General features: G+C 44.0%; 31 protein-coding genes. 19 read left to right on the top strand and 12 right to left on the bottom strand.

Going from position 1 to position 26,882, the window contains the following annotated elements; all coding sequences use genetic code 11:
* The first annotated feature begins 56 nt into the window (after nt 1-56).
* Nucleotides 57-992 (top strand): NADP-dependent oxidoreductase, encoded by a 936-nt coding sequence (locus LCL96_RS16915; RefSeq protein ID WP_224943025.1) that lies wholly within the window; start codon nt 57-59, stop codon nt 990-992.
* A gap of 47 nt (nt 993-1,039) precedes the next feature.
* Here the strand turns inward: LCL96_RS16915 and LCL96_RS16920 are convergent, their stop codons facing one another.
* Nucleotides 1,040-1,249, bottom strand: a complete 210-nt coding sequence (locus LCL96_RS16920; protein ID WP_224943027.1) for a DUF3951 domain-containing protein — start codon at nt 1,247-1,249, stop codon at nt 1,040-1,042.
* A 253-nt stretch (nt 1,250-1,502) separates the two neighbouring features.
* Here LCL96_RS16920 and LCL96_RS16925 point away from each other — a divergent pair, with 253 nt between their 5' ends.
* Together LCL96_RS16925 and LCL96_RS16930 are read left to right on the top strand one after the other, a co-directional pair.
* Nucleotides 1,503-1,715: a helix-turn-helix transcriptional regulator gene (locus LCL96_RS16925; RefSeq protein WP_224943029.1), complete on the top strand. Its 213-nt coding sequence runs from the start codon at nt 1,503-1,505 to the stop codon at nt 1,713-1,715.
* A complete protein-coding gene (locus tag LCL96_RS16930) occupies nt 1,712-2,077 on the top strand; it encodes a permease (RefSeq protein ID WP_224943031.1) in 366 nt (121 codons plus the stop codon). Before LCL96_RS16925 ends, LCL96_RS16930 begins: the two co-directional genes overlap by 4 nt.
* 43 nt (nt 2,078-2,120) lie before the next feature.
* On the opposite strand, the gene LCL96_RS16935 is transcribed toward LCL96_RS16930, so the two are convergent.
* From LCL96_RS16935 to LCL96_RS16945, 3 genes are all read right to left on the bottom strand, one after another.
* Nucleotides 2,121-3,599, bottom strand: a complete 1,479-nt coding sequence (locus LCL96_RS16935; protein WP_224943033.1) for a flavin monoamine oxidase family protein — start codon at nt 3,597-3,599, stop codon at nt 2,121-2,123.
* 145 nt (nt 3,600-3,744) lie between these two features.
* Complete coding sequence (locus LCL96_RS16940; protein WP_224943042.1) at nt 3,745-4,068, bottom strand: ArsR/SmtB family transcription factor; 324 nt, start codon at nt 4,066-4,068, stop codon at nt 3,745-3,747.
* Nucleotides 4,069-4,503: an SRPBCC family protein gene (locus LCL96_RS16945; protein WP_224943539.1), complete on the bottom strand. Its 435-nt coding sequence runs from the start codon at nt 4,501-4,503 to the stop codon at nt 4,069-4,071.
* Between the two features lie 258 nt (nt 4,504-4,761).
* On the opposite strand from LCL96_RS16945, the gene LCL96_RS16950 reads away from it, so the two are divergent.
* The 3 genes from LCL96_RS16950 (at nt 4,762) to LCL96_RS16960 (ending at nt 7,024) form a co-directional block, all read left to right on the top strand.
* Complete coding sequence (locus LCL96_RS16950; RefSeq protein ID WP_224943044.1) at nt 4,762-5,619, top strand: AraC family transcriptional regulator; 858 nt, start codon at nt 4,762-4,764, stop codon at nt 5,617-5,619.
* Between the two features lie 186 nt (nt 5,620-5,805).
* On the top strand, nt 5,806-6,582 hold the full coding sequence (locus LCL96_RS16955) for an SRPBCC domain-containing protein (RefSeq protein WP_224943046.1): 777 nt from the start codon (nt 5,806-5,808) through the stop codon (nt 6,580-6,582).
* Between the two features lie 4 nt (nt 6,583-6,586).
* Nucleotides 6,587-7,024, top strand: a complete 438-nt coding sequence (locus LCL96_RS16960; protein ID WP_224943048.1) for an SRPBCC family protein — start codon at nt 6,587-6,589, stop codon at nt 7,022-7,024.
* A 34-nt stretch (nt 7,025-7,058) separates the two neighbouring features.
* Here LCL96_RS16960 and LCL96_RS16965 read toward each other — a convergent pair whose 3' ends face one another.
* From LCL96_RS16965 to LCL96_RS16975, 3 genes are all read right to left on the bottom strand, one after another.
* A complete protein-coding gene (locus tag LCL96_RS16965; RefSeq protein WP_224943051.1) occupies nt 7,059-8,594 on the bottom strand; it encodes a multicopper oxidase family protein in 1,536 nt (511 codons plus the stop codon).
* Between the two features lie 115 nt (nt 8,595-8,709).
* A complete protein-coding gene (locus LCL96_RS16970) occupies nt 8,710-9,510 on the bottom strand; it encodes a hypothetical protein (protein ID WP_224943054.1) in 801 nt (266 codons plus the stop codon).
* On the bottom strand, nt 9,498-10,331 hold the full coding sequence (locus LCL96_RS16975) for a hypothetical protein (protein ID WP_224943066.1): 834 nt from the start codon (nt 10,329-10,331) through the stop codon (nt 9,498-9,500). Before LCL96_RS16975 ends, LCL96_RS16970 begins: the two co-directional genes overlap by 13 nt.
* Before the next feature lie 249 nt (nt 10,332-10,580).
* On the opposite strand from LCL96_RS16975, the gene LCL96_RS16980 reads away from it, so the two are divergent.
* From LCL96_RS16980 to LCL96_RS16990, 3 genes are all read left to right on the top strand, one after another.
* Nucleotides 10,581-11,447 carry a DMT family transporter gene (locus LCL96_RS16980; RefSeq protein ID WP_224943068.1) on the top strand — a complete coding sequence of 289 codons (867 nt, stop codon included), beginning with the start codon at nt 10,581-10,583 and terminating at the stop codon, nt 11,445-11,447.
* 117 nt (nt 11,448-11,564) lie between these two features.
* The gene (locus LCL96_RS16985) at nt 11,565-12,659 is read left to right on the top strand and encodes a serine hydrolase (protein WP_224943070.1); all 1,095 of its coding nucleotides are present in this window, start codon (nt 11,565-11,567) and stop codon (nt 12,657-12,659) included.
* Nucleotides 12,660-12,698: 39 nt separating this feature from the next.
* Nucleotides 12,699-13,730 (top strand): hypothetical protein, encoded by a 1,032-nt coding sequence (locus LCL96_RS16990; protein ID WP_224943072.1) that lies wholly within the window; start codon nt 12,699-12,701, stop codon nt 13,728-13,730.
* Between the two features lie 25 nt (nt 13,731-13,755).
* Here LCL96_RS16990 and LCL96_RS16995 read toward each other — a convergent pair whose 3' ends face one another.
* The 4 genes from LCL96_RS16995 to LCL96_RS17010 all read right to left on the bottom strand — a co-directional run bounded on the left by LCL96_RS16995 (nt 13,756) and on the right by LCL96_RS17010 (nt 17,560).
* Entirely contained in the window at nt 13,756-14,409 is a 654-nt protein-coding gene (locus tag LCL96_RS16995) for an ABC transporter ATP-binding protein (RefSeq protein ID WP_224943074.1), read from the bottom strand.
* 1 nt (nt 14,410) lies between these two features.
* The gene (locus LCL96_RS17000) at nt 14,411-15,448 is read right to left on the bottom strand and encodes an ABC transporter permease (RefSeq protein WP_224943076.1); all 1,038 of its coding nucleotides are present in this window, start codon (nt 15,446-15,448) and stop codon (nt 14,411-14,413) included.
* A 72-nt stretch (nt 15,449-15,520) separates the two neighbouring features.
* The gene (locus LCL96_RS17005; RefSeq protein ID WP_224943077.1) at nt 15,521-16,888 is read right to left on the bottom strand and encodes a sensor histidine kinase; all 1,368 of its coding nucleotides are present in this window, start codon (nt 16,886-16,888) and stop codon (nt 15,521-15,523) included.
* Nucleotides 16,889-17,560, bottom strand: coding sequence for a response regulator transcription factor (locus LCL96_RS17010; protein ID WP_224943079.1), 672 nt, complete (start codon nt 17,558-17,560; stop codon nt 16,889-16,891).
* Nucleotides 17,561-17,745: 185 nt separating this feature from the next.
* Here LCL96_RS17010 and LCL96_RS17015 point away from each other — a divergent pair, with 185 nt between their 5' ends.
* The 4 genes from LCL96_RS17015 (at nt 17,746) to LCL96_RS17030 (ending at nt 20,892) form a co-directional block, all read left to right on the top strand.
* Nucleotides 17,746-18,426 carry a sigma factor-like helix-turn-helix DNA-binding protein gene (locus LCL96_RS17015; RefSeq protein ID WP_224943082.1) on the top strand — a complete coding sequence of 227 codons (681 nt, stop codon included), beginning with the start codon at nt 17,746-17,748 and terminating at the stop codon, nt 18,424-18,426.
* 21 nt (nt 18,427-18,447) lie between these two features.
* Complete coding sequence (gene clpP, locus LCL96_RS17020) at nt 18,448-19,029, top strand: ATP-dependent Clp endopeptidase proteolytic subunit ClpP (protein WP_224943085.1); 582 nt, start codon at nt 18,448-18,450, stop codon at nt 19,027-19,029.
* A gap of 206 nt (nt 19,030-19,235) precedes the next feature.
* The gene (locus LCL96_RS17025) at nt 19,236-19,754 is read left to right on the top strand and encodes a hypothetical protein (RefSeq protein WP_224943089.1); all 519 of its coding nucleotides are present in this window, start codon (nt 19,236-19,238) and stop codon (nt 19,752-19,754) included.
* 79 nt (nt 19,755-19,833) lie between these two features.
* A complete protein-coding gene (locus LCL96_RS17030; protein WP_224943092.1) occupies nt 19,834-20,892 on the top strand; it encodes a C45 family autoproteolytic acyltransferase/hydolase in 1,059 nt (352 codons plus the stop codon).
* Nucleotides 20,893-20,938: 46 nt separating this feature from the next.
* On the opposite strand, the gene LCL96_RS17035 is transcribed toward LCL96_RS17030, so the two are convergent.
* Complete coding sequence (locus tag LCL96_RS17035; protein ID WP_224943094.1) at nt 20,939-21,613, bottom strand: NAD(P)H-dependent oxidoreductase; 675 nt, start codon at nt 21,611-21,613, stop codon at nt 20,939-20,941.
* A gap of 170 nt (nt 21,614-21,783) precedes the next feature.
* Between LCL96_RS17035 and LCL96_RS17040 the strand changes: the two genes are divergently transcribed.
* From LCL96_RS17040 to LCL96_RS17065, 6 genes are all read left to right on the top strand, one after another.
* On the top strand, nt 21,784-22,329 hold the full coding sequence (locus LCL96_RS17040; RefSeq protein WP_224943096.1) for a GNAT family N-acetyltransferase: 546 nt from the start codon (nt 21,784-21,786) through the stop codon (nt 22,327-22,329).
* A 222-nt stretch (nt 22,330-22,551) separates the two neighbouring features.
* Nucleotides 22,552-22,803: a FeoA family protein gene (locus tag LCL96_RS17045; RefSeq protein ID WP_224943098.1), complete on the top strand. Its 252-nt coding sequence runs from the start codon at nt 22,552-22,554 to the stop codon at nt 22,801-22,803.
* Between the two features lies 1 nt (nt 22,804).
* Nucleotides 22,805-23,530 (top strand): FeoB small GTPase domain-containing protein, encoded by a 726-nt coding sequence (locus LCL96_RS17050; protein WP_224943118.1) that lies wholly within the window; start codon nt 22,805-22,807, stop codon nt 23,528-23,530.
* The gene (locus tag LCL96_RS17055) at nt 23,517-24,908 is read left to right on the top strand and encodes a nucleoside recognition domain-containing protein (RefSeq protein ID WP_224943541.1); all 1,392 of its coding nucleotides are present in this window, start codon (nt 23,517-23,519) and stop codon (nt 24,906-24,908) included. The genes LCL96_RS17050 and LCL96_RS17055 overlap by 14 nt, the downstream gene beginning before the upstream one ends.
* 343 nt (nt 24,909-25,251) lie before the next feature.
* Complete coding sequence (locus LCL96_RS17060; RefSeq protein WP_224943121.1) at nt 25,252-25,860, top strand: SAM-dependent methyltransferase; 609 nt, start codon at nt 25,252-25,254, stop codon at nt 25,858-25,860.
* Between the two features lie 74 nt (nt 25,861-25,934).
* Complete coding sequence (locus LCL96_RS17065) at nt 25,935-26,852, top strand: ketopantoate reductase family protein (protein WP_224943124.1); 918 nt, start codon at nt 25,935-25,937, stop codon at nt 26,850-26,852.
* Nucleotides 26,853-26,882 lie beyond the last annotated feature (30 nt).

Below are 26,882 nucleotides of genomic sequence, written 5' to 3' on the forward strand. Positions count from 1 at the left end.
TACCCTGAGTAAGAGGGAACATAAACCGTATGATAAAAAACAGGGAGGCCACTTAAATGAAAGCGATCATTATCAATCAATATGGAGACAAAGACGTTTTAATGGAAAAAGAGATCAATCAGCCGGAGATTGGAGACAATCAAATCTTACTCGAAAATCATGCCACATCCATCAATCCCATCGATTGGAAGGTGAGGGCGGGGTATTTAAAAGATATGCTCGACTTTACATTTCCAATCATCTTAGGATGGGATGCAGCGGGAGTAATCGCAAAAAAAGGTAAAAATGTAAAAGGGTTTGAAGTAGGAGACCGTGTATTTGCCAGACCGGCCACGACTAGGGAAGGAACATACGCGGAGTATGTAGCAGTAGATGAAGAGCTGCTTGCGAAAATGCCTGAGAGCATGAGTTTTGAAGAAGCAGCGGCCATTCCCCTTGCAGGTTTGACAGCTTGGCAATGTCTGGTGGATTTCGGTGGAATCAAAGAGGGAGATAAAGTGCTCATCCACGCAGGTTCCGGTGGAGTAGGAAGCTTTGCCATCCAGATTGCGAAAAGCTTCGGAGCACACGTGGCAACGACAGCAAGCGGGAAGAATGAAGAATTTGTCCGTTCTCTTGGCGCAGATCAGTTCATTAATTATAAAGAAGAAGATTTCAGTGACGTGCTGAAGGGATATGATTTGGTGCTCGATTCCATGGGCGGTGAGGTTCAGTCCAACAGCTATAAGGTATTGAAGGAAAATGGGAAACTCGTTTCGATTGCGCAGCCTCCAAATGAGGAGGAAGCGGCAAAGTATGGCGTAAAAGCAGGATTTCTGTGGCTCGATCCTAAAGGAGAACAGCTTGCCAAGCTTGCCGATCTATATGAATCCGGCCAGCTAAAACCCGTGATCGGTGAAACCTTCGAGCTAAGTCAACAGGGACTAAGGGATGCACACGCATTAAGCGAAACGCACCATGCAAAAGGAAAAATCGTGATCAAAGTGAAATAATGAACAGAGAGGGACGGACCTTGGATGCATAGGTCCGTCCCTTAAAACTACTTCATTCCCTCCCCGTAATCCTCGTCCTCCACAATGGTCTCCTGCTCTTCGTGGAATTCCACTTCAGTCTGGCCGGTTACCTGGTCAAAGGGTGTGTAATAGAGAGAAGGGCTTTTTTTCCTGACAAATACTTTATAAAAGCCGACGATCACAAGGATGGTAATGACTGCAGGAAAGCCGACAGCGAATAAACTCAGTCCGGCCATCTTAAGAATCCCCTCCGGAGGTTGTCACGGATAAAGCGGCAATCATTGTTGCCTGCTGTGCCTGGATCATTAAGATACCCTGATATATTCCGATTCTTCCCATAGCCTCATGCACGAATCCTCACATCCCTTTTTATAGCTAGTATGAAATACGAATGAAAGCGGAAAAAGTTTCGTAGGAAAATATGTAAAAGGTGCTTGACGTTAAGTTTCCTTTACACTATGATATGGAAATATAAGGAGGGATCCTTCTTTGAAAAACAAACTAGTGGACTATCGAAAAATATTTGGATACTCCCAGGAACGATTGGCCGCAAGACTAGGGGTATCAAGACAAACCATCATATCGATTGAAAAAGGGAAGTATGACCCTTCTTTGAATCTGGCTTTTCAGCTTGCGCATGTGTTCGAAACGACGATTGAAGAGATTTTTGTCTATGAAGAGAAAGGGGAAAAGAAATTGTGACGAAGGGTTATCTGATTTTAGGCTGGGTTCTGGCTATACAGACCGGTTTCTTATTCTTCGTGGGCATAATGGCAAAGGAATTTCCATATTTCGCTCTTAACCCAATGGCTTTGACAGTCATGAGCTTTTGCATGCATTATCTTTATCCGCAGTTCAAGGAAAAGGATGAGCGGATGAAGATGATCAGGGAAAAGGGTATCTTTTACTCCTATTTTGCCATTCTAACTTTTTTCATCATTTTAATGTCGATACTTGGGCTTGAACTGATTGAGCTGACAGCTTTGAATCTAATGTACGTTATAACAAGCCTCACCATCATGACCGTCTTCATCTCCATGGTCATCATGGCGAAGATCTACTAAGAGAGAGGGACGGACCTTCTAAGCAAAGGTCCGTCCCTCTCTCTTAATCATTTCTGTTGTTGACTTCGTAGGCGGCACGGATAGCGGATTCGATGGCCCCTTCGACCCAGCCGTGGAATGGGGAGGTGTGTTCTCCGGCAAAGTGGATGCGGTGCTCCGGGAGGTACAGATGATCAGAGAAGTCCGTTGCCTGGTTGGGGGCGAAGAGGGTGAAGCATCCTGCGGAAAATTGGTTTTCTCCCCAACTGTAGGAGGCCCCTTTTGAAAATTCTTTGTATACTTGTTCCCCGTATATTTTATACAGTCCCTGCAGTGCTTCACGGATTCGCTCATCCTCAGGAAGGCTATTCCACAGATTGGCATTTTGTCCCCAGCTGTAACTGCCGAGCATGACACCTGGGCCAGTGGCCCCGATACCATGACTTGGGCGGTACGTATACCGGATGGGAAGATCCGTGATGATATTTCCTATTTTGAAGGATTCCCAGAACTTTGATTTGAACTCCAACCCTATCTTGACAGATGAAACATAATTCAGTTCCCGTATCGCCTTCCATTTTTGAAAGGAGATGGATTCATAGGGATGAACATCGATAAATTGAAAAACAGAATAAGGGACGGTCACGATGGTGTAATCACCCTCAAAACGATGATAACGGTTTGTCGTGCGGTCTCTTGTGATGACCTCAACGCCGTCATCCTTTTGAAGGATCCCATGTACTTTATGAGAAAAGATGATATTCTGCTGAAGCTCTGGCAAAAAAGAGTAAGGAAGTTTGTCATTCCCTCCATCAATTTCGTAAAACTTTAATTTTTCATTGAAAACCGTACGGACGATGTCCAATAAAATATCAACGAAAGAGAGTTCTGGGAATCCTTCGATACCTAATAAGACTTTTACGATCCGGATAGCTTCGGGGGAGAGAGAGGTACCAATTGGGTTGGAACGTAAGAATACATCGAATGAATAATGATCAAACTTTAACCGTAATCGCTCTTGTTCTTCAGGACTTGCTTTTTCGTACAAGTCCAAGAATGGTTTCACAGCGGAGGATAATAATTCGACAGCCGTTTTTCCCTGTTCTTCAGGAGGTAAAGGATAATTGAAGATATCCGGATTACTGTTGTAATTCGAATCGGTCGTTTGGATGCCATTTACGAGGTAAAGGTCACTTTTATTGATGAATTCATTGGTCGGTAAGTTGAATTTACGGATATATTCAAAGACTAAATCATGAGTTTCCGGAAATCGCATAGCTCCGACATCGAGGTATTGACCTTCTGAAAAAGGCTCTCTCAGCGTATATACCCTTCCACCGATGCGGTCACTTCCCTCAAGGATGGTGACGGAATGACCCGCCTTTTTTAATAAGGATCCTGCAACCAGTCCCGCCATGCCAGCCCCGATAATGATCACTTTCTTTGGTTCTTGTGTGGGAACCAATCCATTCCTCACGATGGACACCATATCTTCTGGATAAGAAAGATCACCATAATTGTGGTCATCAGCTCTATTTCTCATTTTTCTCCCCCGTTCGCCAACGCTTTACTCTATATGTATATGATTGGAAATCAGGAGAATAGAAGATGTAGATGTAGTTCCTATGCTCTAACTTCAAAAGAGAGAGGGACGGACCTTTGATGCAAAGGTCCGTCCCTCTTCGAACTCAGTCTTCCTTGCTGTCTTCGAGGACATATTTAAGTTTGGCCAATTTATTGGTCCAGAACTGTTCATAATACGTTAGCCAGTCCTTCAGTTCTGCCAGCGGTTCGGGCTGCAGGCGATAGATTTTCTCCCTGCCGACCTTTTCCCCGCGGACCAGATCGGCTTCAGAAAGGATGGTCAGATGCTTTACGATGGCGGTACGGCTCATCGGAAAATGGGAAGTGAGAGAGGAAATGGGCATCTCTTTTTCAGAAAGCAGGCGCAGCACTTCCCGACGGGTCGGGTCTGCAATTGCCTGAAATACGTCATGTTTAACGGCAGACACTTATCCTTCCACAACCTTCCGAAGTCTCTGTTCTACTATACCGACCCAGCCGTTTGCCATGCGTTCCCGGATAACGGAGCTTTTTTCGTTAGGTTTAGAAACAACGGCATCATCATGCTTCCAGCCACCATGGATCACTGTGAACTCTGTTTGATTGCCAACTTCTTTTAATCGGAATTCCACAAACCATCCATCCGTATCCCATGAGAACGATAGCTTATGGGGAGGGTCTATCTCCAATACTTTACAAGGCGAAGGTCCAAAAGGGGACTGAATATGAAATTCGTGTCCGACTTCAAGTTGAAAATCATTGGGCATAAACCATGAAGAAATCCCTTCTGATGTGGAAACCGTTTCCCATACTTTTTGAATCGGCGCATTAAAAAGCGCTGTTTGCTTAATATCTTGAAGTTGGTTGCTTTGATTTGACTGCATAGTTGTCGCCTGCTTTCTGTGTTTTAATATAACACCAATTGGTTTCATATCCAATGATATAACACCAAATGGTTTCATGTCAATCGAAGAAGGAGAATGGAGAAAAAATGTAGAAGTAAAGTCTTGATGAAGGTTAGTATGACACGCTTATATACAATTAAACCATTTTACTGAAACAACCGGTCACTGAATCGCACAGAATGACCGGAGCATATCCAATCAGGATGGTACATTAGATGTGTGGGGAGTAGATAAACAATGGAAATGCTGCATAGGATGAATGACTGTATTCAATACATTGAGGACAATCTTGAAGGAGAAATTGAGTTGGAGGAACTTGCCCGGCTGTCACTCCATTCGAAGTTCCATTTTCAAAGGATGTTTTCTTTAGTCACGGGCAGTACTGTGGCCGAATATATCCGGAGGAGGAGACTGACCTTAGCGGCACAGGAACTGAATCGTCCGAACGCCAAGGTCATCGATGTTGCTTTCAAATATGGATATGAAACACCTGAATCCTTCTCAAAAGCCTTTCGGAGAGCTCATGGTGTATCCCCATCCCAGGTGAGGGAAGCAGGAACTCCTTTAAAGGCATTTCCACGTATATCCTTCCAAATCCAACTTAAAGGGGAAGTTGAAATGGATTATAAAATTGTCGAGAAAGATGCGTTCCAAGTGATTGGAAAAGGAAAAAGGGTATCAACCTGTAATGGTCAAAATTTGCAAGACATCCCGGCCTTCTGGGATGAAGTCAATACGTCGGGATTAGACCGGACGATTTGTGAAGCGGCAGGAAATGACGAATTGCTCGGAATCTGTATGGAATTTGATCATCCAAATGAAGAGTTTACGTATTTTATCGGGGCTGGGAAAAAGACTGATCAAGACAATTCACTGGAGGTAAAGGAGATCCCTGCATCCAAATGGGCGGTATTTGAATCCGTCGGTCCCATGCCGGGCGCGATCCAGGCTGTATGGAAGCGCATCTTCTCGGAATGGTTTCCATCCACAGGTTATGAGCATGGAAATGGCCCTGAGTTTGAGTTGTATCCTCCAGGAAATCCGAATGATGAGAATTATCGGTGTGAGGTATGGGTTCCAGTTATGAAAAAATAATGTTAGTTTGCCTCCAATCTCAGATTGGGGGCTTTTGTTTTATTAAGAGTAGAATCTTCATTGGAAAAGAAGTTATTTCCAACTTCCATCGTTATTGTTTTTTTGAATTCAACATGTTACTATAAAGTCACATATTAAATGTGACCATTTAATCACATGTTATTTAACAACGAAAGGATCGTTAAGATGAAAGACGAACTTTCCACTTTGTTCAAGGCGTTGGGACATCCTATTAGACGGGAGATTCTTGACCTTTTGAAGAAGTCAGCAAGAACGACAGGCGAACTGAATGAATTCTTCCCCGAGGTGACAAGATATGCGATCATGAAGCATTTAACCATCCTCGAGGAAGGAAATTTGATCGTGGTGAAGCGCGAAGGCAAATTCCGGCGTAACTACCTGAACGCGGTTCCATTGCAGGAAATGCACAACAGGTGGGTTGGGAAATATATGGAGTCCACTGCCAATTCATTGCTGAAGCTGCGATCATTAGCAGAAAATAAAGGAGGAGAAGAAACAATGGAACAAAGTAAAGCTTTCCGTATTGAACAAGAAGTCATGATTGATGCACCACGTGAACAGGTGTTTAAAGCGTTAACCGAGCAGGCAGGGGACTGGTGGGAATTTAAATTAGCCCCAGAGGGAGTATCTTCTCAGTTCACATTCGATGCTGTACCCGGCGGTCAGTTCATCGAAAAATGGCGGGAGGATGAAGGAGCTCTGTGGGGAACAGTGTACTATGTGAACGCCCCGGAAGAAATCCGTCTGCACGGTCATCTCGGAATGCAAGGGGCAGTAAACAGTGCGTATACGTATCGGTTGATTGAAAAGGGTGAATCCACCTTGCTTCAATTATCCCATGCAGCGTCAGGAGTCATTGAAGAGGACTGGGAAGAAAAGCATTCGGAAGGGTGGACCTATTTACTCGGAACCCTTTTGAAAAATTATGTCGAAAGGAAATAAGGCCATGGTAGATGTCATAACCGACATAACGATACACTGTCCGATTCAAAAGGTTGCAGAGTATGCTGCTGACCCGGATCATGCACCAGAATGGTATGTGAACATTGATTCGGCAGAATGGAAGACGGAAAAGCCGTTATCCTTACATTCTCAAATTGCATTCAAAGCCAGATTCTTAGGGAAGGACCTTTCCTATGTGTATGAAATCAAGGAGTTAATCCCTGGACGGAAACTTGTGATGAAGACTGCAAACGGCCCGTTCCCAATGGAAACCACCTATGAATGGGAGTCGATTGATGACCAAACGACTAAAATGACTTTACGAAACAGTGGAAACCCTGCTGGATTTTCCAAAGTGATGACTCCTTTAATTTCTACGATGATGAGAAAAGCAAATAGGAAGGATCTAAAAAAAATCAAAGAAATCCTCGAAAACGAATAAAAAAGGAATCTGCCCATCAGGGGCAGATTCTTTTTTATTTAATCACTACATAAGGCCTCATCATCTCATAATCCTCATGCTCCAATATATGACAGTGCCATACATACAACCCGGTATAAGGGCCGAATGAAACGATGATGCGAGTCATTTCCCATGGATTCGCACAAACCGTGTCCTTCCACCCCTGTTCATTCGGTTCAGGCTTGATACGTGGACCGTTTGGGACGATCCTTCCTTCCTTTTGATAGATCTCTTTATTGATTGTCTGGCGGTCCAGAATTTGAAAGCGAACCAAGTGTAAATGGATGGGATGGGAACCTTCCGTTACATTGATGAAGTTCCATATTTCTGTACTCCAAAGATGGGGCATTTCAGTAATCGGATCATCCCATAATTGATTGTTTAATAGGTGTACCTCCCGGCCATATTGATCGTGGGTCATATTCAACAAAAGATTTCTCGTACGGGAAGCATTTCTCTTCTTTAACCTAGGAACAACATTCAGTGAATTCGGTATCTTGCTGGTATCTTCACTCTGGAGCTGCTTCAACACGCGGAACTGCATCAGGACACCCGTCGTCTCGGGATCCGGCAAGGAACCGTTTGGAAACGGTGCTGGGGCATGGTTGCGGATCGTGATGTATTCTCCATCCAGAGAAGAAAAGTCCATGATGACATCTGCGCGCTCAGCAGGAGCAAGCAAAATGTTTCGAACGTGAACCGGTGCAGAGAGAAGCCCCTGATCAGACCCGATTTGTATGAATGGTGTACCGTTTGAGAGGGAAAGCTGATACGTCCGGGAATTCGATGCGTTGATCAATCGAAACCGATAGCGCCTTGGCTCGACTTCAAGAAATGGCCAAACCTTCCCGTTAACAAGAATCGTATCCCCGAAGAAATTAGAAAGGGTGGAGGGACGGACACCTGGAATCGGTGGTTGAGGTTCGGAAGGATAATAGAGGGAGCCATCGTTATGAAAGGAGCGATCCATGATCACAAGCGGCAGGTCGTATGAATAGGCAGGCAGTGATAACGCTTCCTCTTCTTCATCGTGGATGATATACGCTCCGGCGAGTCCGGCATAAATATTCAAACGTGTAATTCCGATAGCATGGTCATGGTACCAGAGGGTGGTGGCCTGCTGCTGGTTGGGATAGGTGTATACTTTCCCAGGGAAGAAGGGACCTGTCTCCTTAAATCCTTTTGTAAACCAGGCATCGGGATAACCGTCACTCGTATCAGGTGTCGCCCCTCCGTGAAGATGGACGACGGTGCGGACTTCGGGCTGATTTTTCCCTGCCCCATGGACGGTGGTATCGATAGGGAGGAAATGTTTCATTGGAAGTTCGTTTTTCCACAATACCCTCACCGTTTGATTGCGTTTCACCCTAAAGGTAGGTCCGGGAAATTGCCCATTGTACCCCCATATTCTAGTAGGGGGAAGATCCCGGTGAAGTTGCTGATGCCCTTCTTTCATGGTCACCTCGTAAAACATTGAACCCTTGTGAAAAGAGATAGGTTGAATCGTTTCCATGACAGGAAGCGGGTCGACGAATTTCTCTAGCATCATAGATCCTCCTCTATTGGCACTATTACTTCATATGTATGGTGATTGATATTTAAATATCCTTTATGCCGTAAAAATGAAGAGGCACCTGCTGTAGTATGAGCAGATGCCTCTATTCTTAGTTTGCGCCTTTATACCGGTAGCGATATTGAATGTTCGCTGTGCGGTCATCTGTATCGATGGTCCATCGATTCCAAGGGCTTTGGTTTCTTCTGATTTCCGTATTTGGAAGGAAGGGGATGGTTTCATTCGCCCCGATAGTCAAACTCCCGGTTTCAATGGTGTCCATTACATTTCCTGAAGAATCGAAAAAGGCCATCTGTACTTGAACAATTAGATCACGATCCTCAAAGTTCTTCATAAATACAAGATTCGAATAATCTGATCCTCTGCAGGAAGAAGAGCTTGAATAGCATATTTGATCTGACACGGCCAAGGTCATCCCGAGTGGCTGATCCGTTTCTTTCTCCATATTGCTGAACGATCGATCCGCTCGCTTCATAGCTGTAGCGTAGGTAGACTTCTGTGCAATGGGCAGGACGAAAATGAAGATCATCATCATGGACAAGCATAATAAACTCATGACAATAAAAACGGGTGAGCTTTGTATGATGGTTTGCTTAAAGGGCGTTCTCGAAAAAATCCCCATCACGAAGACAATCAATAGGATGATACCCAATAACAATCCGCAAACCATCAACATGATCGTTATTTCCGATCCCGTTGGAAGGAGTGGGAAACCGTACTTTTCTAAGTAATGAAGATTTACAATCAGGGTCACGGAGAAGATGGCTGCGAAAGTACCGGCACTGAGTAGAGCGTACCGAAGCAGGACCCTGTAGTGCCGGTGATGGTCCATTAGGGCAAACATATAGATGAGAAAGGGAATGGTCGCTATGGGTATGATCAGGAATGCCATGGTGCTTCGGTCCCTTCTTCATTTGAAAATTCGATGCGTAAGTCTCTATTTGTGAACGAAATCGTTTCAGTGTGTTCCTGAGAGGCTTCATCACCCTTGAAGGTCCTTTCAAGTGACGGGCATAAGATTTCGTACATTTCTTCAAATCTGTCCGGGTTGGATTCCCATTTACTAAAAAGGTAGAAATAATGATCATGCCAGAAGTTAAACACCTTCCATTTCATCATCTTCCAGGTCAGGGTGGCAAAATAGATGACCTTGGCAGGAGAAATCAGTTTTTTGATCTGGGCTGTAGGCATTTTGGACAATTCCCGAAACACAATAAAGCATTCATGTAGTTGTTTCATCACGTCAAGGATGGTTCTTTTGTCCACCTCTGATCGCATGAAATTTCTATAAAGAATCTCTTTGCTTTGAGAAGCGTCTTGATCGTAAGCTTTTAGCTCATTCAAAACGCTGTAACATGCTAGTTTTTCATTCTGTGAACGGGTGGAAACGGCAAAGAGATCAAGAAATTCAAGGAATGCTTTTCGATCTTTGTCTTTCGCTTTTTCTTTATAAAAGACGGAGCAGATTGTATCCAATATCTTATACTGATCTTCTCTATCTTCGAAGGCAGCCAACTCTGCCTTTTCTGTTGTGACGGTCATGCTGTCCGATGTGTGAATGATGATCTGGGCATGTGTCCGGTTATCCCTCCTGTATGTCATACGTTGAATGATGCGGTCTTCTAAATGGTGAATGATGGTACCAACAGGATCACGAGGTTCGTCGGCTTCATATGTAGAAACCCTTTCCTTTAGTACTTGTAATAACGTCAAACTAGTCACCTCTGCTTTTTTCATGGTATGTATTTACGGATGAATTCTTTGTATGTTTCACTGACAGGAGAAGTAAGGAGCATTTTCCTATGCTGAGAGGTGTCACTACTGCTTGTTCCTATACCCATCTGATTCAAAAGTCATTCCTTTTTTAGGGAAAAGGAACAGTGAAGGTTCAGATTTTTTTCTTTGCCTTCTTTTTTTGATACACTATTTTAGTTGCTAAATTGTTTATTATTGGAGGAAATAATGTCAAATCGAAATAAAGGCATCATACTGTTATTACTATCAGCGTTTGGTTTCTCCTTGATGGCAGCTTTTGTCAAGTTGTCCGGGGATGTGCCGACGATTCAGAAGACCTTTTTCCGGAATATCGTCTCTGCATTCATTGCATTCGGTTTTGTCCGGTATCATAAGGAACGCCTATTTGGAAAAAAAGAAAATCAAAAGCTTCTACTGCTGCGTTCCGCTTTAGGAGCCGTTGGAATTGTGCTTTTCTTCTATGCTATTGATCATCTCGTGTTATCGGATGCCGATATGTTGAACAAGCTGAGCCCATTTTTGACCATCATCTTCTCGGCCCTATTCTTGAAAGAACGAACGCGTCTCTTTCAGGTGGTGGCGATCATCATCGCATTCATTGGGACATTGTTCATCATTAAACCAGCATTTTCTTTCGATGTCATTCCGTATCTCGCGGGAGTGTTTTCCGCCATTTTTGCCGCAGGTGCCTACACGGTCCTCCGGGTGCTCGGGAGCAGGGAGAAGTTTTATACGGTCGTCTTTTATTTTTCATTCTTTACGACAGTCGTGCTCCTACCATTTGTCATCGGATTTTATGAGCCGATGAGTGCGAAGCAGTGGGTGTACCTGCTATCCGCAGGTGTTTTTGCGACAGTTGGTCAGTTCGGGATTACAATCGCATACAAGTTTGCACCAGCAAGGGAGATATCAATCTTCTTCTATTCGACGGTTGTTTATTCCGCGCTTATCAGCATCTTCCTGTTTGGGCAGATTCCTGATGTATACAGTATTATAGGGTACATTGTCATTTTCGGCGCTTCACTTTACATGTTCCTGAAAAATAATGAAGACGGAAAAAAACAGGCAATCTGAATGAAACCGAAACCTATCCATCAACTGGTGGATAAGTTTTTTTACGTTGGTGAAATGAAACATTTCCCATTTTCAAACCGTAAATATAGTATCCATATTTAGACAGGAGAGAGGAACATGAAGGTGGCTTTATTCATTAGTGGCATCGTTTTGGTTATCGCTTTGTTCATCATTGTGGCCGGCGTTAGGCAGCGAGCGGATAAAAGGGATGGACACTATCTGTTAAACTACTTGAAACATCACAAGAATTGGAGTTTAACGGTGGTTCGGAATGGGGAAACGCTCAAGTCTGTCCGGGAAGATGAGATGCTTCCGTTAGCAAGTGCGGTGAAGACCATCATCGCCATTGAATATGCGAAGCAATGCAGGGAACAGACATTAGATCCTTCCCACAGCGTTTCTCTGGAAGAGCTCGAGCGATATTATATTCCCAATACAGATGGGGGAGCCCATGAAGACTGGATGGCGTATTCGAAAGATAAGGGACTTCTCCCTGGAAATAGTACTACCCTTGAAAATGTGGTGAAAGGAATGATTGCTTTCAGCTCCAATGCAAACACGGACTATTTAATGGACCTTCTTGGAGTGAATGAAATCAACGGATTGCTGGATGATTTGAGCATTGAAAAACATGAAGCGCTTTACCCGGTCGTGGGGGCCTTGCTGATTCCAACGTATTTGAAGATGAAAGGTCCTTCCTATACAAATGACTATATCGAGTCAAAGGTAAAGGAAATGTCAAAAGAGGAATACATACGAATCGCTCAAACCGTTTCACAAAATTTAAAAGAGGGGGAAAAAGGTCTGTACCTTGAAAATTGGCATTCAAGTAAGCGTCTGGACAAAATTTGGTCCGACAGACTGACCCGGAGTACTACTTTTGAATACGCAACACTCATGGGAAAGCTCAATTCCAAGACCTTTTTTCAACGTGAAATACAAGAGCGATTGGATGCTGTAATGGAAGTTCTTATGGAAAGTCCTATCAATCGGGAGTGGTTAATGCATGCCGGACAAAAAGGGGGATCGACAGAGTTCCTCGTCACGAATGCTGCGTATGCAACAGATAAAGAAGGAAATTCAACAGAGATTGCGATCTTTACAAACGAGCTGGGAGCGGGGGAGTTCGAAAAGATCTCAGGGAGTTTGAATTCATTCATGCTGAATATTCTAAGAGACGAAGATTTCCGAAATAAGCTGAAAGAGTTATAATGTAAGTAAATGGAATATATGGTAGGTGGAGGTGTAAGAATGGTTCTCCGAAACTCGAAATGGTCATTATGGGCACTTGCCCTGTTAACACTGGTCCTTATAAGTAATGTGCTACTGTATCAGCCACTTGTGCAGCAGGTCCTGGCTATAAAACTTGAAAGTGGTGTCGTACTTGGATCTTTAGTGGATCTGGTCATCATTTCACCTGCACTCGCCTATGCAGCTTTCAAAGTTTCAAAGAAGCAGGCGGTCGGATTCGTCGTGTTTGGATTGGTCATGGCAAGAGTCATCATTCCTGAAGAATTCTTTGCTCCCTATACCCTCCTCCTGTACTTCGGGATTAGCTCTGAAGCCTTGTTCTTTCTGGCGGAACTGGGCCTGATCTTCCTTCTGCTCAAGAGAATTCCAGTCATCCGGGCTGAAATGAGATCAACGCGAACAGGTCCGATCTTTTCATTCCTTCCTGCAGTGGAAAGAAAGGTAAGCAGACTTCCTCTTATCAGAATCGTGGCATCAGAGATTCTGATGGTGTACTACGCCATCTTCAGCTGGCGGAAGAAAGCACCCACTCATAAAAGGGTGGTAACGATGCATCATAAGACTAGTGCCATCGCCATGAATATCATGCTCATCCATGCCGTCGCAATCGAAACGATTGGTCTTCATTGGTGGCTGCACTCCAAAATTCCGGTCCTGTCATTCATTCTGCTCATTCTAAACATGTACAGCATTCTTCTCATACTAGCCGAAATCCAGATTACACGATTGCATCCTTTTGAAGTGAAAAATGGCTCGCTGCACATTGCTCAGGGACTAAGGCATCGGCTGATCCTGCCCCTATCAAACATCAAGAGAATGGAATGGGGAGAGAAGAAACCAAGTAAAGGCACCATGATTTTTATGCAGAAAGACTTTGAGGAGATTCATCCTCAGGTTTTCTTGGTCTTGAAGGAGCCTGTCGAAGCGACCCTATTCATGGGTAGAAAAGAAGAGGTGTCTAAGGTGGCTTTGAGAGTGGATGATCCCGAAAAATTGAAGGAACTGTTTAAGCAAAATGAAGAAAGTGCCTGACGGTTTCCAGGCACTTTCTTCATTCTTACCCCATCCGATAAACCCAATCACATTCCCCAATCATCGATTCATCATGCGTAACCATGATGGTAGCAATATTCCTTTCCTTGGTTTCTTTTAATAATAATTCCACCACGGATTTCCCCCGTTCCCGGTCAAGGCTTGCGGTAGGTTCATCGGCAAGGATTAGCTTCGGTTCATTCATGAGGGCACGGGCGATGGCTACCCGCTGCTGTTCTCCACCGGAGAGCTGTTCAGGATAATGAGAGCTTCGTTCTTCAAGTCCGAGGTGAGACAATAATGCTGTTGCCCGTTCCTGAGGTTGATTCTTCTGTCTGTTGAGCTTCCCGACGAGTAATAGTTGTTCTTCGACGGTTAAGAACGGCACAAGATTCGATTGCTGGAAGATGAAGCCGATTTCCTTCATGCGAAGGGCCGTTTGTTCTTTTCCGTTCATCTCGTGTACATTTCGTCCGTTTAGGATGACTTCACCGCTTGAGGGACTGGTCAATGCCCCGATGATGGAGAGGAGGGTGCTTTTTCCGGATCCGGAAGGTCCCAGTATCGCCCCGAACTCTCCTCTGTTAACCCTCATGGATATATGATCTAAAACTGTGAGTGTTTCATGGCCTTGTTTGTATGTTTTCGTAACCCCGTTTAACTCTAAAATCGATGTCATCTTATTTCACCCCTCCGATTGCTTCTAATGGATCGACTTTCGTAATGCTTCTGAAGGACAATAGTGAACCGATCCATGCCATGGCTAAGATTAAACCGCTGTTTAACAGTACCATCCCGATAGATATATCAAATGGGACATTTCCAGGAATGATGTGTGTCAATCCATACGTAAGGATATTTCCTGCCAGGATCCCAAGGATGGAAAGAATGGATATTTGGGCGAACAGGGCACGCAGGAGAATGCCTGCTTTAGTCCCAATCGCTTTTAATACACCGTATTGATGAAGCTTCTGCAGGGTCATGACATAGAAGAAAGTTGCCAGGACAATCGCTGAGATGATGAGCAGGAAGACCACCATCATCTTTAAAGAACCCTGCTCCGCCGAATAACCCGGTACGTTTGAAAGAATGTCCTTCTTCGATGCTGCGTCCAGATTGAGAGGAATATCTGCTCCTTCCTTATCCGTGAAGAGGAGCGCCTGGTACACAGGGGTATCACCATTAAGATCCTTCCATGTCTCCATCGAGGTAAACATGGCCGGTGTATGTCCGTAGCTGAAGCGTTTCTCTGTAAAGCCACGGATGGTCCATGTTTTCCCTTGATAGGTGAAAGTGTCTCCAGGTTGTATTCCTTCTTTCTTCAAGCTCGGATCCGCAAGCATCTCGTATGGAGCGAGCTCGACGCTTTCTTCAGAGGCAGGCATGAATGAGCTGGTTGGATCTAAGGCAAAGAGGCTGATGTTCAATGCTTTCCCTTCATGGACCATTTCCACCATTCTCAAACCAAGTGGGGAACCTCCTTTTACAGCAGCGATATCTTCTGCTGTCATATTGGATCTTTCCAACTGATGTGTGTCGCTTTTTTCCACAACATATGTGTCAGCCGTCATATTTTTTATGGCAGAGGCATTATCTACGGATAATCCATTTGCTAATCCTGATATAGACAACACCAGACTTGTAATCAATGTGATGATGCCTGTGATCAATAAGAATTTCATTTTGGCATAGCGAATTTCTTTCCATGCGAGAAACAAAAAAATCACCTTCCCTTTCATATCTTCCCTTTCATGATAGAAGGGAAGTATGAACGGAAGATGAACAAAGGATTAAGGAAGCGTCACCGTAAAGGTGGTTCCTTTATGTGGAATGCTTTTTACATGGATTTCGCCATGATGAAGCGTGATGATCTTCTTTACGATGGACAGTCCAAGGCCGCTGCTGTCACGTTCATGACTCCGGGACTCATCCACTTTGTAGAAGCGGTCAAAGATCTTTTCCAAATGTGTTGAAGGGATACCGATTCCGGTGTCCTGGATCTTAAATGTGACGCCTTCTTGCTCTTTATGAAGGGACATATGGATTTCGCCATCACGATGGGTGTATTTAATACTGTTTGATAATAGGTTCTCAAACGCCTGGTGTAGCAGATCTTCGTGTCCGGAATAGATCACTTCGTCCGCTTCCAGGGACAAGGCAAGATTCTTCTCTTCCCACAGCCACCTCGTTTGTGCAATAAGGTCTTGGAGCATCTTAGTCAAGTTAACGGGTTCATGTTTGAGCACTGCTTGATCTTTATCAAGGGAGGCAAGGGTCAAAAGCTGTTTGCTTAACGTTGACAAACGGGTGCTTTCTGTTTCGATCACCTTCGAATAATAGTCTTGATCTTCTTTCGAAATGGAGGGGGAGCGCAACAGATTCGCATATCCCTTCATGGATGAAAGAGGTGTCTGTATTTCATGGGATACATTTGAAACAAACTCCTGGCGCATTTGGTCCACCTGTCTCAGTTGGCGGCTCATGCTCGTAAATGATTTGGCAAGGGTCCCGATTTCATCGTTGCGATTTTCTTTTAACTGAATGGAATAATCCCCACCGGCTATCTTCTTTGTGGCAACGGTTAGCTCCCTGATCGGTTTCACTAAATACCGTGTACTAAAGAAGACAATCAGCATGCTGAGTGCAATCGTCAAGAGGAGCAGGACAGATAGGAGAATATGTATTTCATTGAACTGCTGCTTGACGTTTGGTCTCATAAATAACGCATGAGGCTTCCCGTCGATTTCAATCGGGACACCGATAGAGTTGGACAATTCGTTGGAGAAAAATCCCGTCACAAACGTGGTGGAAGGATATTCAGCCATCCCGTGGTAAGTAGTCCCATTTAGTACGCTCGTTATCACTTCAGGTGATAGTGTACGATTCCGAAATTCCTCCCCATAAAAGGTTCCAGCCTTTCCATCGGTCACGTAAAATTGATAGCTTAGTTTTGCCGTCTTCTTAAAAAAAGTGGATTCGTCTATGGAGGCAGCTTCAAAGAGTTCTACCACGTCATGGGCTATTTCAGTGTTTTTCTCATCATTGGAGGGTTTTAAAATCATCTGATAGTAAAGGTTTGAACCGATAAAGGCAATCACACTGCTGACAATCATGATCAGGAGCGTGACGACCACGATCCGGATATAAAGGGTTCTCATTTATGATACCTCCAGTTTGTAGCCGATACCCCGGACGGTCGTGATCGTAAAGGCATCGCTGTAACGCTTGAACCGTTCACGCAGTCTTTTAATATGGACATCGATGGTCCGGTCATCCCCTTCGAAATCCATTCCCCACACATGCCGGATGAGTTCATCCCTTGTGAAGGTTCGATTGGGGAAACTTGCAAGATAATATAGAAGTTCAAACTCCTTGAGGGGGAGAAGCATGGTTGTGGTTCCTATTTTCACCTCGTAAGATCGTTTATCAAGAGTCATCTCATTTAGTCGGATGGTTTGAGAACCGGCACGGTCGTATCTTCTCAAGATGGCCTGTACGCGGAAGAGGAGCTCTTCTTTCTCAAAGGGTTTCACCATATAATCATCGGTCCCTGCCTGATATCCTTTCGCTTTATCCGTGATGCTGCCCCTCGCAGTCAACATAATGATTGGAATATCATAGTCTTCTCTCACTTCCCCTGCTAACTGAAATCCATCTTTATTCGGCATCATCAGGTCGACAATGGCAAGGTCGATGGTTTGATTGAGAAGAATGTCGGATGCAGCTTCGCCGTCAGGTGCTTCTGTCACCAGGTAACCATTCTGCTCCAAATACACACGTACGAGCTTTCGAAGATGAGGGTCATCATCAACGACAAGGATCGATATCATAGCAGCACCTCTTTTCTGTAAAGAATTTTTATGATTACACTTTAGCATAAGTGGTAGAGCTTAAACCAATTTATTACCGAACTCCCACCTCTTGGATATAATAATAATAAAATCATCCTTATACCCATATCTTTTTCACATACCTATCCGTTATTAACATGAGAGGATGTAAAGGAGTGAAGACAATGCAAACGAGATCGGTGATCAGCCATAACGATAAGGGAATGGAAGAAATGGTACCAAAGCTCTTTCGATACTGTTATTTTCTGACGAAGGACAAATGGGACGGGGAGGACCTTGCTCAAGAGGCTGTTTGTAAAGCCCTCAGTCGATACCCTGATCGTCAGGACTGGAGTTCTGCTTTGCTGAAGAAAATGGCGTATCATCTGTGGATCGATAATGGTCGAAAACAAAGCAGGGAAACGATCGGCCCTGCTCCAGAATTAGGTATCGAACATCATCCGAAAGAGTGGATCAGTCCCGATATGATCGAAATGCTCTCCAATAATCTTACTCCGAAGCAGTTGTTTTCCTTCATATTAAAGGAAGCCTTTCAATTCAAAATTTCGGAAGTGGCGGATCTATTGGATCTGACGGAGACCGCCGTTAAGGCATTGCTGAACCGTTCAAGAGCCAAACTGAAAAAAATCCACAGTGATGACGAATGGGGAGAATTTCAAACATACAGCGATGAAAAACTCCAAAAAGAGTTGAACGCCATTTTATACCGTAGTTTGAAAGCACAGGATCCGAGCCTCCTGATCGCCTACATCCCGACCCTGCTTGCATATGGTCCAGTCCATATGTGCGTGGCACCAACGCCAACGACTTCTTCTCCATCTGCCGTCCTCTCAATGGCTGCATAACGAAAGAGGGAGGAAGTATGTATGAATGCAATACCTTATGTGATTGAACAGTCCAGTAAAGGAGAACGTTCCTACGATATTTACTCACGGTTATTGAAGGACAGAATCATCATGGTCAGCGACGAAGTGAATGATCATATGGCCAATAGCATTGTTGCGCAATTGTTATTTTTGGCTGCGGATGATCCCGATAAAGATATCTCTCTGTATATCAATAGTCCGGGCGGCTCGACTTCTGCCGGGTTCGCCATCTTTGATACGATGCAATACATCAATCCGGATGTAAGGACGATCTGCACGGGCATGGCAGCATCATTCGGTGCAATGCTGCTTCTTGCAGGCACGAAAGGAAAACGTTTTGCCCTGCCAAATAGCGAAATCATGATTCATCAGCCGCTGGGAGGGGCAAGAGGACAGGCGACTGATCTTGAAATTTCGGCAAAGCGGATCCTAAAATTAAGGGAGCATATAAATGAAATCATTGCCGAGAAAACTGGTCAATCCGTTGAGAAAGTCGCCTTCGATACGGATCGTGATTATTTCATGAGTGCCTATGAGGCAAAGGAATATGGGATCATTGATGAGATTATTGAGAAGAAATAATAGATGAGAGGACGGTCGATATGGCCGTTCTTTTATTTTTTGGGTGCTGAACGAAGGGAGAAGGACTGTACCTGGTACATTTCGTTGGGTTTGTACCAGGTACACAGTAGAAAAAGCATCAATGTCCAAGATTGATATGGTAAAATAAGCCATGAGTTCATCGAAGCAAACGTTAAAAATAACAGAAGTTAGGAGGAGAGTGGCAGATGACACTAATGCTCTTGTTGGGTATGATCGGTCTATTCTTTTTTGTGAAGAGATCTAGTGAAAATACCTATTCCATAAAGTGGATTACTTCATTAGATAAGTATGAATGGTTTCAAAATCCCTGGTTGATCGGAGTTTTTTTATTTGTGATTAATCTGATTTTATTCGGTACAACCGCATTGGTGCTGTATGGCATTACCTATCTGATGATCCCCTACATTCACCTTGTGATCATGGTGGCTGCAACGGTCACTAGTATTCTTGTGTGGCAATCGCTTGTCTATGCGAGGGAGTGGATGAAAGGCGAGAGATGGAAAGCGGGTATGACGGGAAGCAGTTTCTATTTACTCCTATTCTTGTATATCCTTTATGAATGGAACACGTATGTGCCGATATACCCTGGTGAGGACGAGTTCATGAGCTCTCTTGGTTTTTTTATAGGGGAATTGGTAACGGGGATGGCATTCCTAATATGTTTTGTGATGGTGGTGTTTCTCCCGGTTCATAAGCGATTATAGAAGAAAGGTGATTTCTTTCTTTTTCTCATGCATTCTATTATCCTAATAGAATAGATTCTGATGATAATGAGGTTTTAGGATGAAAACAATACATAGCGATATCATACAATTTCGTGGATCACACTTCGACTTTGGTTATATGCAAGGGGAACGGATAAAGGATTCAATAATGGTAAGAAACCGGGAGAATCAGTGGAAGGTGCGAAAGCCTCGCTTTTCTATCAGCGTTGGAGAAGCCAAGGACGTGATCAAACAATTTGCCCCCGGCATATGGGACGAACTCCTTGGATTGCAGGAAGCCCTCGAGTGGCCGATGGAAAGGGTGCTAAAGGAGTTTGGCGGGTACCGGGTTGAATATGTGAAATCCGGATGTTCGATTGTAACAGGACAGGACTATTTGATTCGCAACTATGATTATCACCCGAAAACATACGAGGGGCGCTATACATTTTATCAACCGACGGACGGCGGGTATAGTATCATCGGTCCGAGTCAGCGTGTGACCGGGCGTATGGATGGCATGAACGAAAAAGGTCTGGCATTGGGCTATAACTTCATGCACAGGAAAAATCCCGGTGATGGCTTCATCTGTTGTATGATCGGTCGTCTGATCCTGGAATCATGCGGTAATGTATCGGAAGCGGTTGCCATGTTGAAGGAAATCCCTCATAGGCATTCCTTCAGCTATGTGGTGTATGACAGAAGTGGAGAGACGTTTATTGTGGAAACGTCGCCACGAGGGGTGGAGGTTCGCCTAGCGAATGCGTGTACCAATCACTTTGAAGTGATGACCCATGAGAACCGAAATCACCTGGTCGATTCAAAGCGAAGATTGGGAGTTATTCAGGAAAAGGGGGACCAAGATGTCCATAAAGCTTTCCGCTTAATGAATGATTCGGATAAAGGCGTTTTCTCGGATCTTTACGGCAGCTGGGCTGGTACGATCCATACATCGGCTTATTTACCTAGAGAGATGAAGGCTTGGTTTGCCCTTGGGGGAGACCGCGAACCGGTCGTCTTTGATTTTGCCCAGTGGCTGGAAGGGCATGACGTCGAGCTGGATAAAATCACCGGTGAAGTCGATACAGATATTCCGTTTGTTCATATGGATGAGGGTGCGGATTGGTTTAAACAATAGAATAGCAAGAAAAATGACCCGCGGTGATGTACCGGGGTCATTTTATTTATACAAACTTCACGATATCTTCATATGGACGACGCGTTTTGGGAGATGGATCCTTGACTCGATAACCGAAAGCGACCATGACGGAAATACTGAAACTGCCGTCTTCAAGGAGGCCCTCCTCGTCCAATAACGTATTCATCTTTTCAATATCAAAACCTTCGATTGGACAGGAGTCGACTCCAATTTCGGCAGCGGCGGTCATCATATTACCAAGGGCAATATATGTCTGCTTACCTGCCCAGTCGTATAGAGGACGATCGCCTTCCAGTAAGTCGAAATCAACCTTTTGGAACTGTTCGATTCTCTCCAAATATTTTGCCAAAAGATCCTCAGGCATGTTCTTTTTATTTTTAAAATGATCCTGTAGATAGTCAGAATCATACTTGGTATCCTTCTTGGTTCTCGCGAGGATTACGACGAAGTGACTGGCTTCCGGGAGTTTGCCGTATGCTCCCCAAGCTGTGTTTTTGATCTTTTCTCTCAGCTCGGGACTTTGGATGACCAGGAATCTCCATGGTTCGAATCCAAATGAACTTGGCGACAGTCGGCCTGTTTCCATAATGAAATGGAAATCGTCATCGGACACCTTCTTATTCGGATCGAATTCCTTGGTTGCATGTCTGAAATGGTAAGCATCTAAAATGTCTTGTTTGACTTGATCTTTAGTGGACATCGAACAATCACTCCTTATCTTTGACTTCCAACATATTTAACTTACCACAAGTTCCAGAGGTTAATCATGTGATGTGATTGGAAGAACTTTTTTTGGAGTAAGATGAAACAATGGGTTTATCATATCCGTAAATATTGACTATACATTTGAGATGTTAGGAGGAATGAGACTTGAGTATTGTTGAAATAAGGACCGTATCGGAGTTTGATTTAGACCAAGATATTCACAAGCGCTTGCAGCCATTATTATGTGAATGCTTTGGAGAGGATTACCCTAAGGACAGGATTTATTTCAAACAGAAGCCACACCTAAGATTTCTGGCATACAAGGAGGGTCGGTTGGTCGGGCATATTGCATGTGATTATCGAGTAATGAACCTAAATGGGCGACGTATTAATGTACTAAGTCTTATCGATGTTTGTGTATCTGCAGTAATCCGTTCCCGCGGAGTCGCCTCAATTTTATTGAAGGAAGCAGAGCAATTTTGTCGTAATCGAGACATCGATAATATGTTGTTATTTGCGGATCATACGCAATTATATGAAAGGAATGGCTTTAAAAAAGTTCAAAACCGATGCAAATGGTTAAAGATCAATGATGAAAATCAAACCACTGTTGGCATCGGCTTTGAAGTCATCAATGAGCTAATGGTAAAAGAGGTCAGTGAGAAAGGCTGGGAAGAGGGAGAGCTTGATTTATTAGGATATCTTGGTTAGAAGGTGAATCCATAAGTATTTTAAGAAAGAGGTATCTGGACTGCCAGGTGCCTCTTTTCTTGTAAATGGATGCTTCTTGGTAAACATGTTCATTCAAAAATTCTATAAAAATATGAAACTTTTATTGACATTTTAGGGGTGAAGGGAATAAGATGAACATATAATTTGCACAAGGGAAACTTTTTAATATAAAGACAATATAATTTACCGGAGGAATGAAACATGTCCGAAGTCAAATCGATGCCTCTATCAGAATGTAAGCCAGGGGACCGTGTTCTTATAACATCATTATCATTAGAAGGTACGATGAGAAGAAGATTATTGGATTTAGGATTTGTAAAGGGATCCGAAGTTGCCGTCATCCAAAAAAGCCCATTGGGGGATCCTATGGCCTTTCGGGTGAGCGATACGACGATTGCTTTGCGAAAAGAAGAAAGTTCACGTATTCATGTTGAGAAATTAGGAGGTGCATAGAATGAGTTCATACAGAATTGCTCTTGCAGGTAATCCGAACACAGGGAAAAGTACATTATTCAATCTATTGACGGGATTGCGTCAGCACACAGGAAACTGGCCTGGTAAAACCGTCATTCACGCTGAAGGCGAGTTCAAACACAATGGGACGGATTTTACCATTGTCGATCTACCCGGAACCTACTCCCTTTATTCCAATTCTCAGGATGAAGAAGTGGCACGGGATTATATTATTTTTGATAAACCGGATGTGACACTTGTAGTCCTTGACGCAACGTCACTGGAGAGAAATATGAACCTTGCTCTTCAAGTCATGGAAATGACGGATCGAGTGATCGTAGCCCTTAATCTAATGGATGAAGCCAAGAAAAAAGGAATAGAAGTAAACAGTGAAGCACTTCAGAAAAAATTGGGTGTTCCTGTTGTGAAAATCTCGGCAAGAAATAAAACGGGAATCAAAGAATTATTGGACACTGTCCATGAAATGGCCCAAGGAAATGTACCGACCACTCCATATCGCATGACCTATTCAGAGGATATCGAAGCAAAAATTGAAGAGCTCTCACCCAAAGTACGGCAAATGATTGGCGATGAGTTCCCGATTCGATGGATTTCCTTGCGTTTATTAGATGGAGATGAAAGTATACTCAACTCGATGAATGATTACTTCCGGAGGGAACGTAAGGGAGGAGGATTTTCCAATGTCTCAATCAATGCAACCACATGAAGGAGATCAGGGACTCGCGTATTTATTCAATCATGCTAAAGGGATGTCGAGTGACAACCTTCGGGATGAAATTGTCGAAAATATCTATTCGACGAGCAGAGGAATCTGCCAAGAAGTTGTAAAGTACAAAAATAAAGAAAGAATTCATTCAGAAAAGCTGGATAAAGTGCTGACTTCTCCGATTTGGGGATTTCCCATCATGCTTGCCATGCTTGGGGCGGTTTTCTACCTGACAATCGCAGGGGCAAACGTCCCTTCAAGTATGCTTGCACAGGGATTCGCCTGGATGGAAGGACAGCTGACCCTGCTCTTTACCGCCATGAATGCACCTGAATGGCTTCATGGTGTGCTCGTTCTCGGTTTCTTCAGGGGTACCGGTTGGGTCATCAGCGTCATGCTTCCACCGATGGCGATTTTCTTCCCGGCTTTTGCGCTGCTTGAAAATTACGGGTATTTACCTCGTGTTGCCTTTAACATGGATCGCCTGTTTAAGAAGGCAGGAGGTCATGGAAAGCAATCCTTGACGATGGCGATGGGCTTCGGATGTAACGCTGCTGCCATCATGTCGACAAGGATCATTGAATCACCAAGAGAACGGATGCTTGCCATCCTGACGAATAACTTCGTTCCATGTAATGGACGCTGGCCGACACTGATCTTGCTCGCTTCCCTATTCATGGCAGCCGGCTATGCAGGGGGAATGGCTTCCCTTGTGACGGCTGGAATGGTCATGACGATGGTGTTGATCGGGATTACTGTGACTATTGCTGTATCGTGGGTGTTATCCAAGACAGCCCTTAAAGGGGTTCCGACTCATTATACGCTCGAGTTACCACCTTATCGTCGTCCGAAGATCTGGAATACAGTATTACGTTCCAGTATCGATAAATCCTGGTACGTATTAAAACGTGCCGTGATCGTGGCAGCACCAGCATCGATCATCACCTGGATCATCGCAAATATCAACATTGGTGACACAAGCATTCTCATGCACTTCGTCAATTTCCTGGATCCATTCGGTCAGGCACTAGGTATGGATGGTTTTATCATGGCAGCCTTCATCATCGGGCTTCCTGCGAATGAAATTGTTGTTCCTATCTTAATCATGGCTTACCTGTCTCAAGGAGCGATGCTTGAACTTGACGATCTGACAGAATTGAAAGCCGTCTTTGTCAGTCATGGCTGGACGTGGCTCACTGCACTTAATATGATGCTATTCTCACTGCTCCATTTCCCTTGTGGAACGACCCTTGTGAATATTTACAAGGAAACGAAAAGCAAGAAATGGACGTTCATGTCTTTTGCGATTCCGACAGCGATTGCGATTGGGGTTACATTCCTTGTGGCAACCATCGTCAGAGCGCTCGGGTGGGTATAAAATGAATGAAAAAGCAAATCCTTTTTACATAAGGATTTGCTTTTTTTGTTTGGGAATTTGCGAAATCATTGTTGCTTTTAAACAAGCGAGAGGTGGTTGATTTCCACTCCAGGTGCTCGCTTTCCGCGGGGCTGGCAGTGAGCCTCCTCGGGCTAAAGCCCTGTGGGGTCTCACCTGTCCAGCGTTTCCCGCAGGAGTCGAGCACCTTCCGCTCCAATCAACTTTTCAAGCGTAATTGTTTCACTATAACAATCTTTGCGAAAAGAGCTTTTTGTTTCTAAAAAGGTATGAGTAAACGTGGTACCATGGATATATACACGGCAGGTTCTATAAGGAGATCACAATGAAAGAACATGAGTTTGATACATTATTAAATATCAAGACAACCCAGCCCCAAATAGGTTTTCACAGATCCTTTCATTATCACCGCTATGAACCGACTCCTTATGCGGCACTAAAGGAGTTGTTTCAGCAGTATGAACTGAAAAACAGTGATCGGGTCGTCGATTTTGGATGTGGCAAGGGGCGCTTGAATTTCTTCATTCATCATCATTTTCAATCCACGGTTGTCGGGGTGGAAATGAACGATGATTTTTATGAGGAATGCTTAAGAAATCTCGCAACCTATCAAGAGAAAACGAGAATGAAGACTGACATGATTTCTTTTCGCCACTGCCTGGCAGAGGACTATGACATTCATCCGGAAGACAATCGTTTCTACTTTTTTAATCCGTTTTCTGTCCAAATCTTTATGGGAATCATCAACAATATTCTCCGATCAGTCGAAGCCTTTCCCCGTGACATTGAGATCCTTTTGTATTACAGCTCAGATGACTATGTTCACTATCTGGAGGATCATCCTTTATTTCAGCTGAGAAAAGAGGTTTCATTAACTGGGGAGTTTGAGGCGAATGAATATGAGAGATTTTTAGTATATGGATTGATGTATTGATCAAGATTTTTGATTTATCCGCTTTCATATCGGAGAATGGAATGGAAGATGAATAGAATGGGAGGCGGATGAATATGAGAATATTAGTCGTAGGTGCTGGTGCCGTCGGAGGTTACTTCGGGGGTAGATTAGTAGAAAAGGGCGAAGACGTCACGTTTCTTGTGAGGGAAAAAAGGGAACATCAGCTGAAAGAACATGGATTACACATCGAAAGCGTTCACGGCGATTTTCACTGTCAACCGAAAACACTAAAAGCAGAAGAAAAAGCAGAGCCTTTTGACGTCATTATTTTATCGACAAAGGCGTATCACCTAAAAGAGGCGATTGATAGTATGACACCGTTTGTAGGGGAAGACACGATGATCCTTCCATTATTGAATGGAATGTCACATGTTGATGACATGATGGAAGCCTTTGGGAAAGAAAAGGTGCTGGGAGGCTTATGCTTCGTCGAATCTACGCTTGACGGATCGGGTAAAGTCATTCAGACAAGTCCGATTCATGACCTGGTCTTTGGAGAGAGAAGCGGGGAACGGACGGAAAGAATCATCAAGCTTGTAGATGCCTTCTCAGGTACGAAAGCGAACTTCCGTTTATCCGACACCATCGAACAGGAAATGTGGCATAAATACCTCTTTATTACTACGTTGTCAGGTGTCACATCCCTGTATCGTGCACCAATAGGGCCGATCAGAGACAACGTTGAGGGAGCGGACAGAATCGAGGCGGTACTTTCTCAGGTGGCAGCTGTCATGAGGGCATTGGGTGCGCCTCTTGCTGAAAAGATTGAAGAAACTCTTTCAGGTAAAATCAGAGAAATGGGCTACAGCATGAAATCTTCCCTGCAGCGCGACATGGAGAAGGAGCTGTCTGTGGAGGCTGACCATTTTTATGGTTATCTATTAGAAGCTGCAGATCGTAACAGTGTTGAGGTTCCTGATTTGAGGTTGATTTATGGAAATTTGAAGATTTATGAGCTGGCGAGTCGATAAGACTGGGGAACATCAGATGCCTTTTGGGGT

Origin of the sequence: Rossellomorea aquimaris (assembly GCF_020172085.1) — a bacterium.
Lineage (GTDB): Bacteria > Bacillota > Bacilli > Bacillales > Bacillaceae_B > Rossellomorea > Rossellomorea aquimaris_E.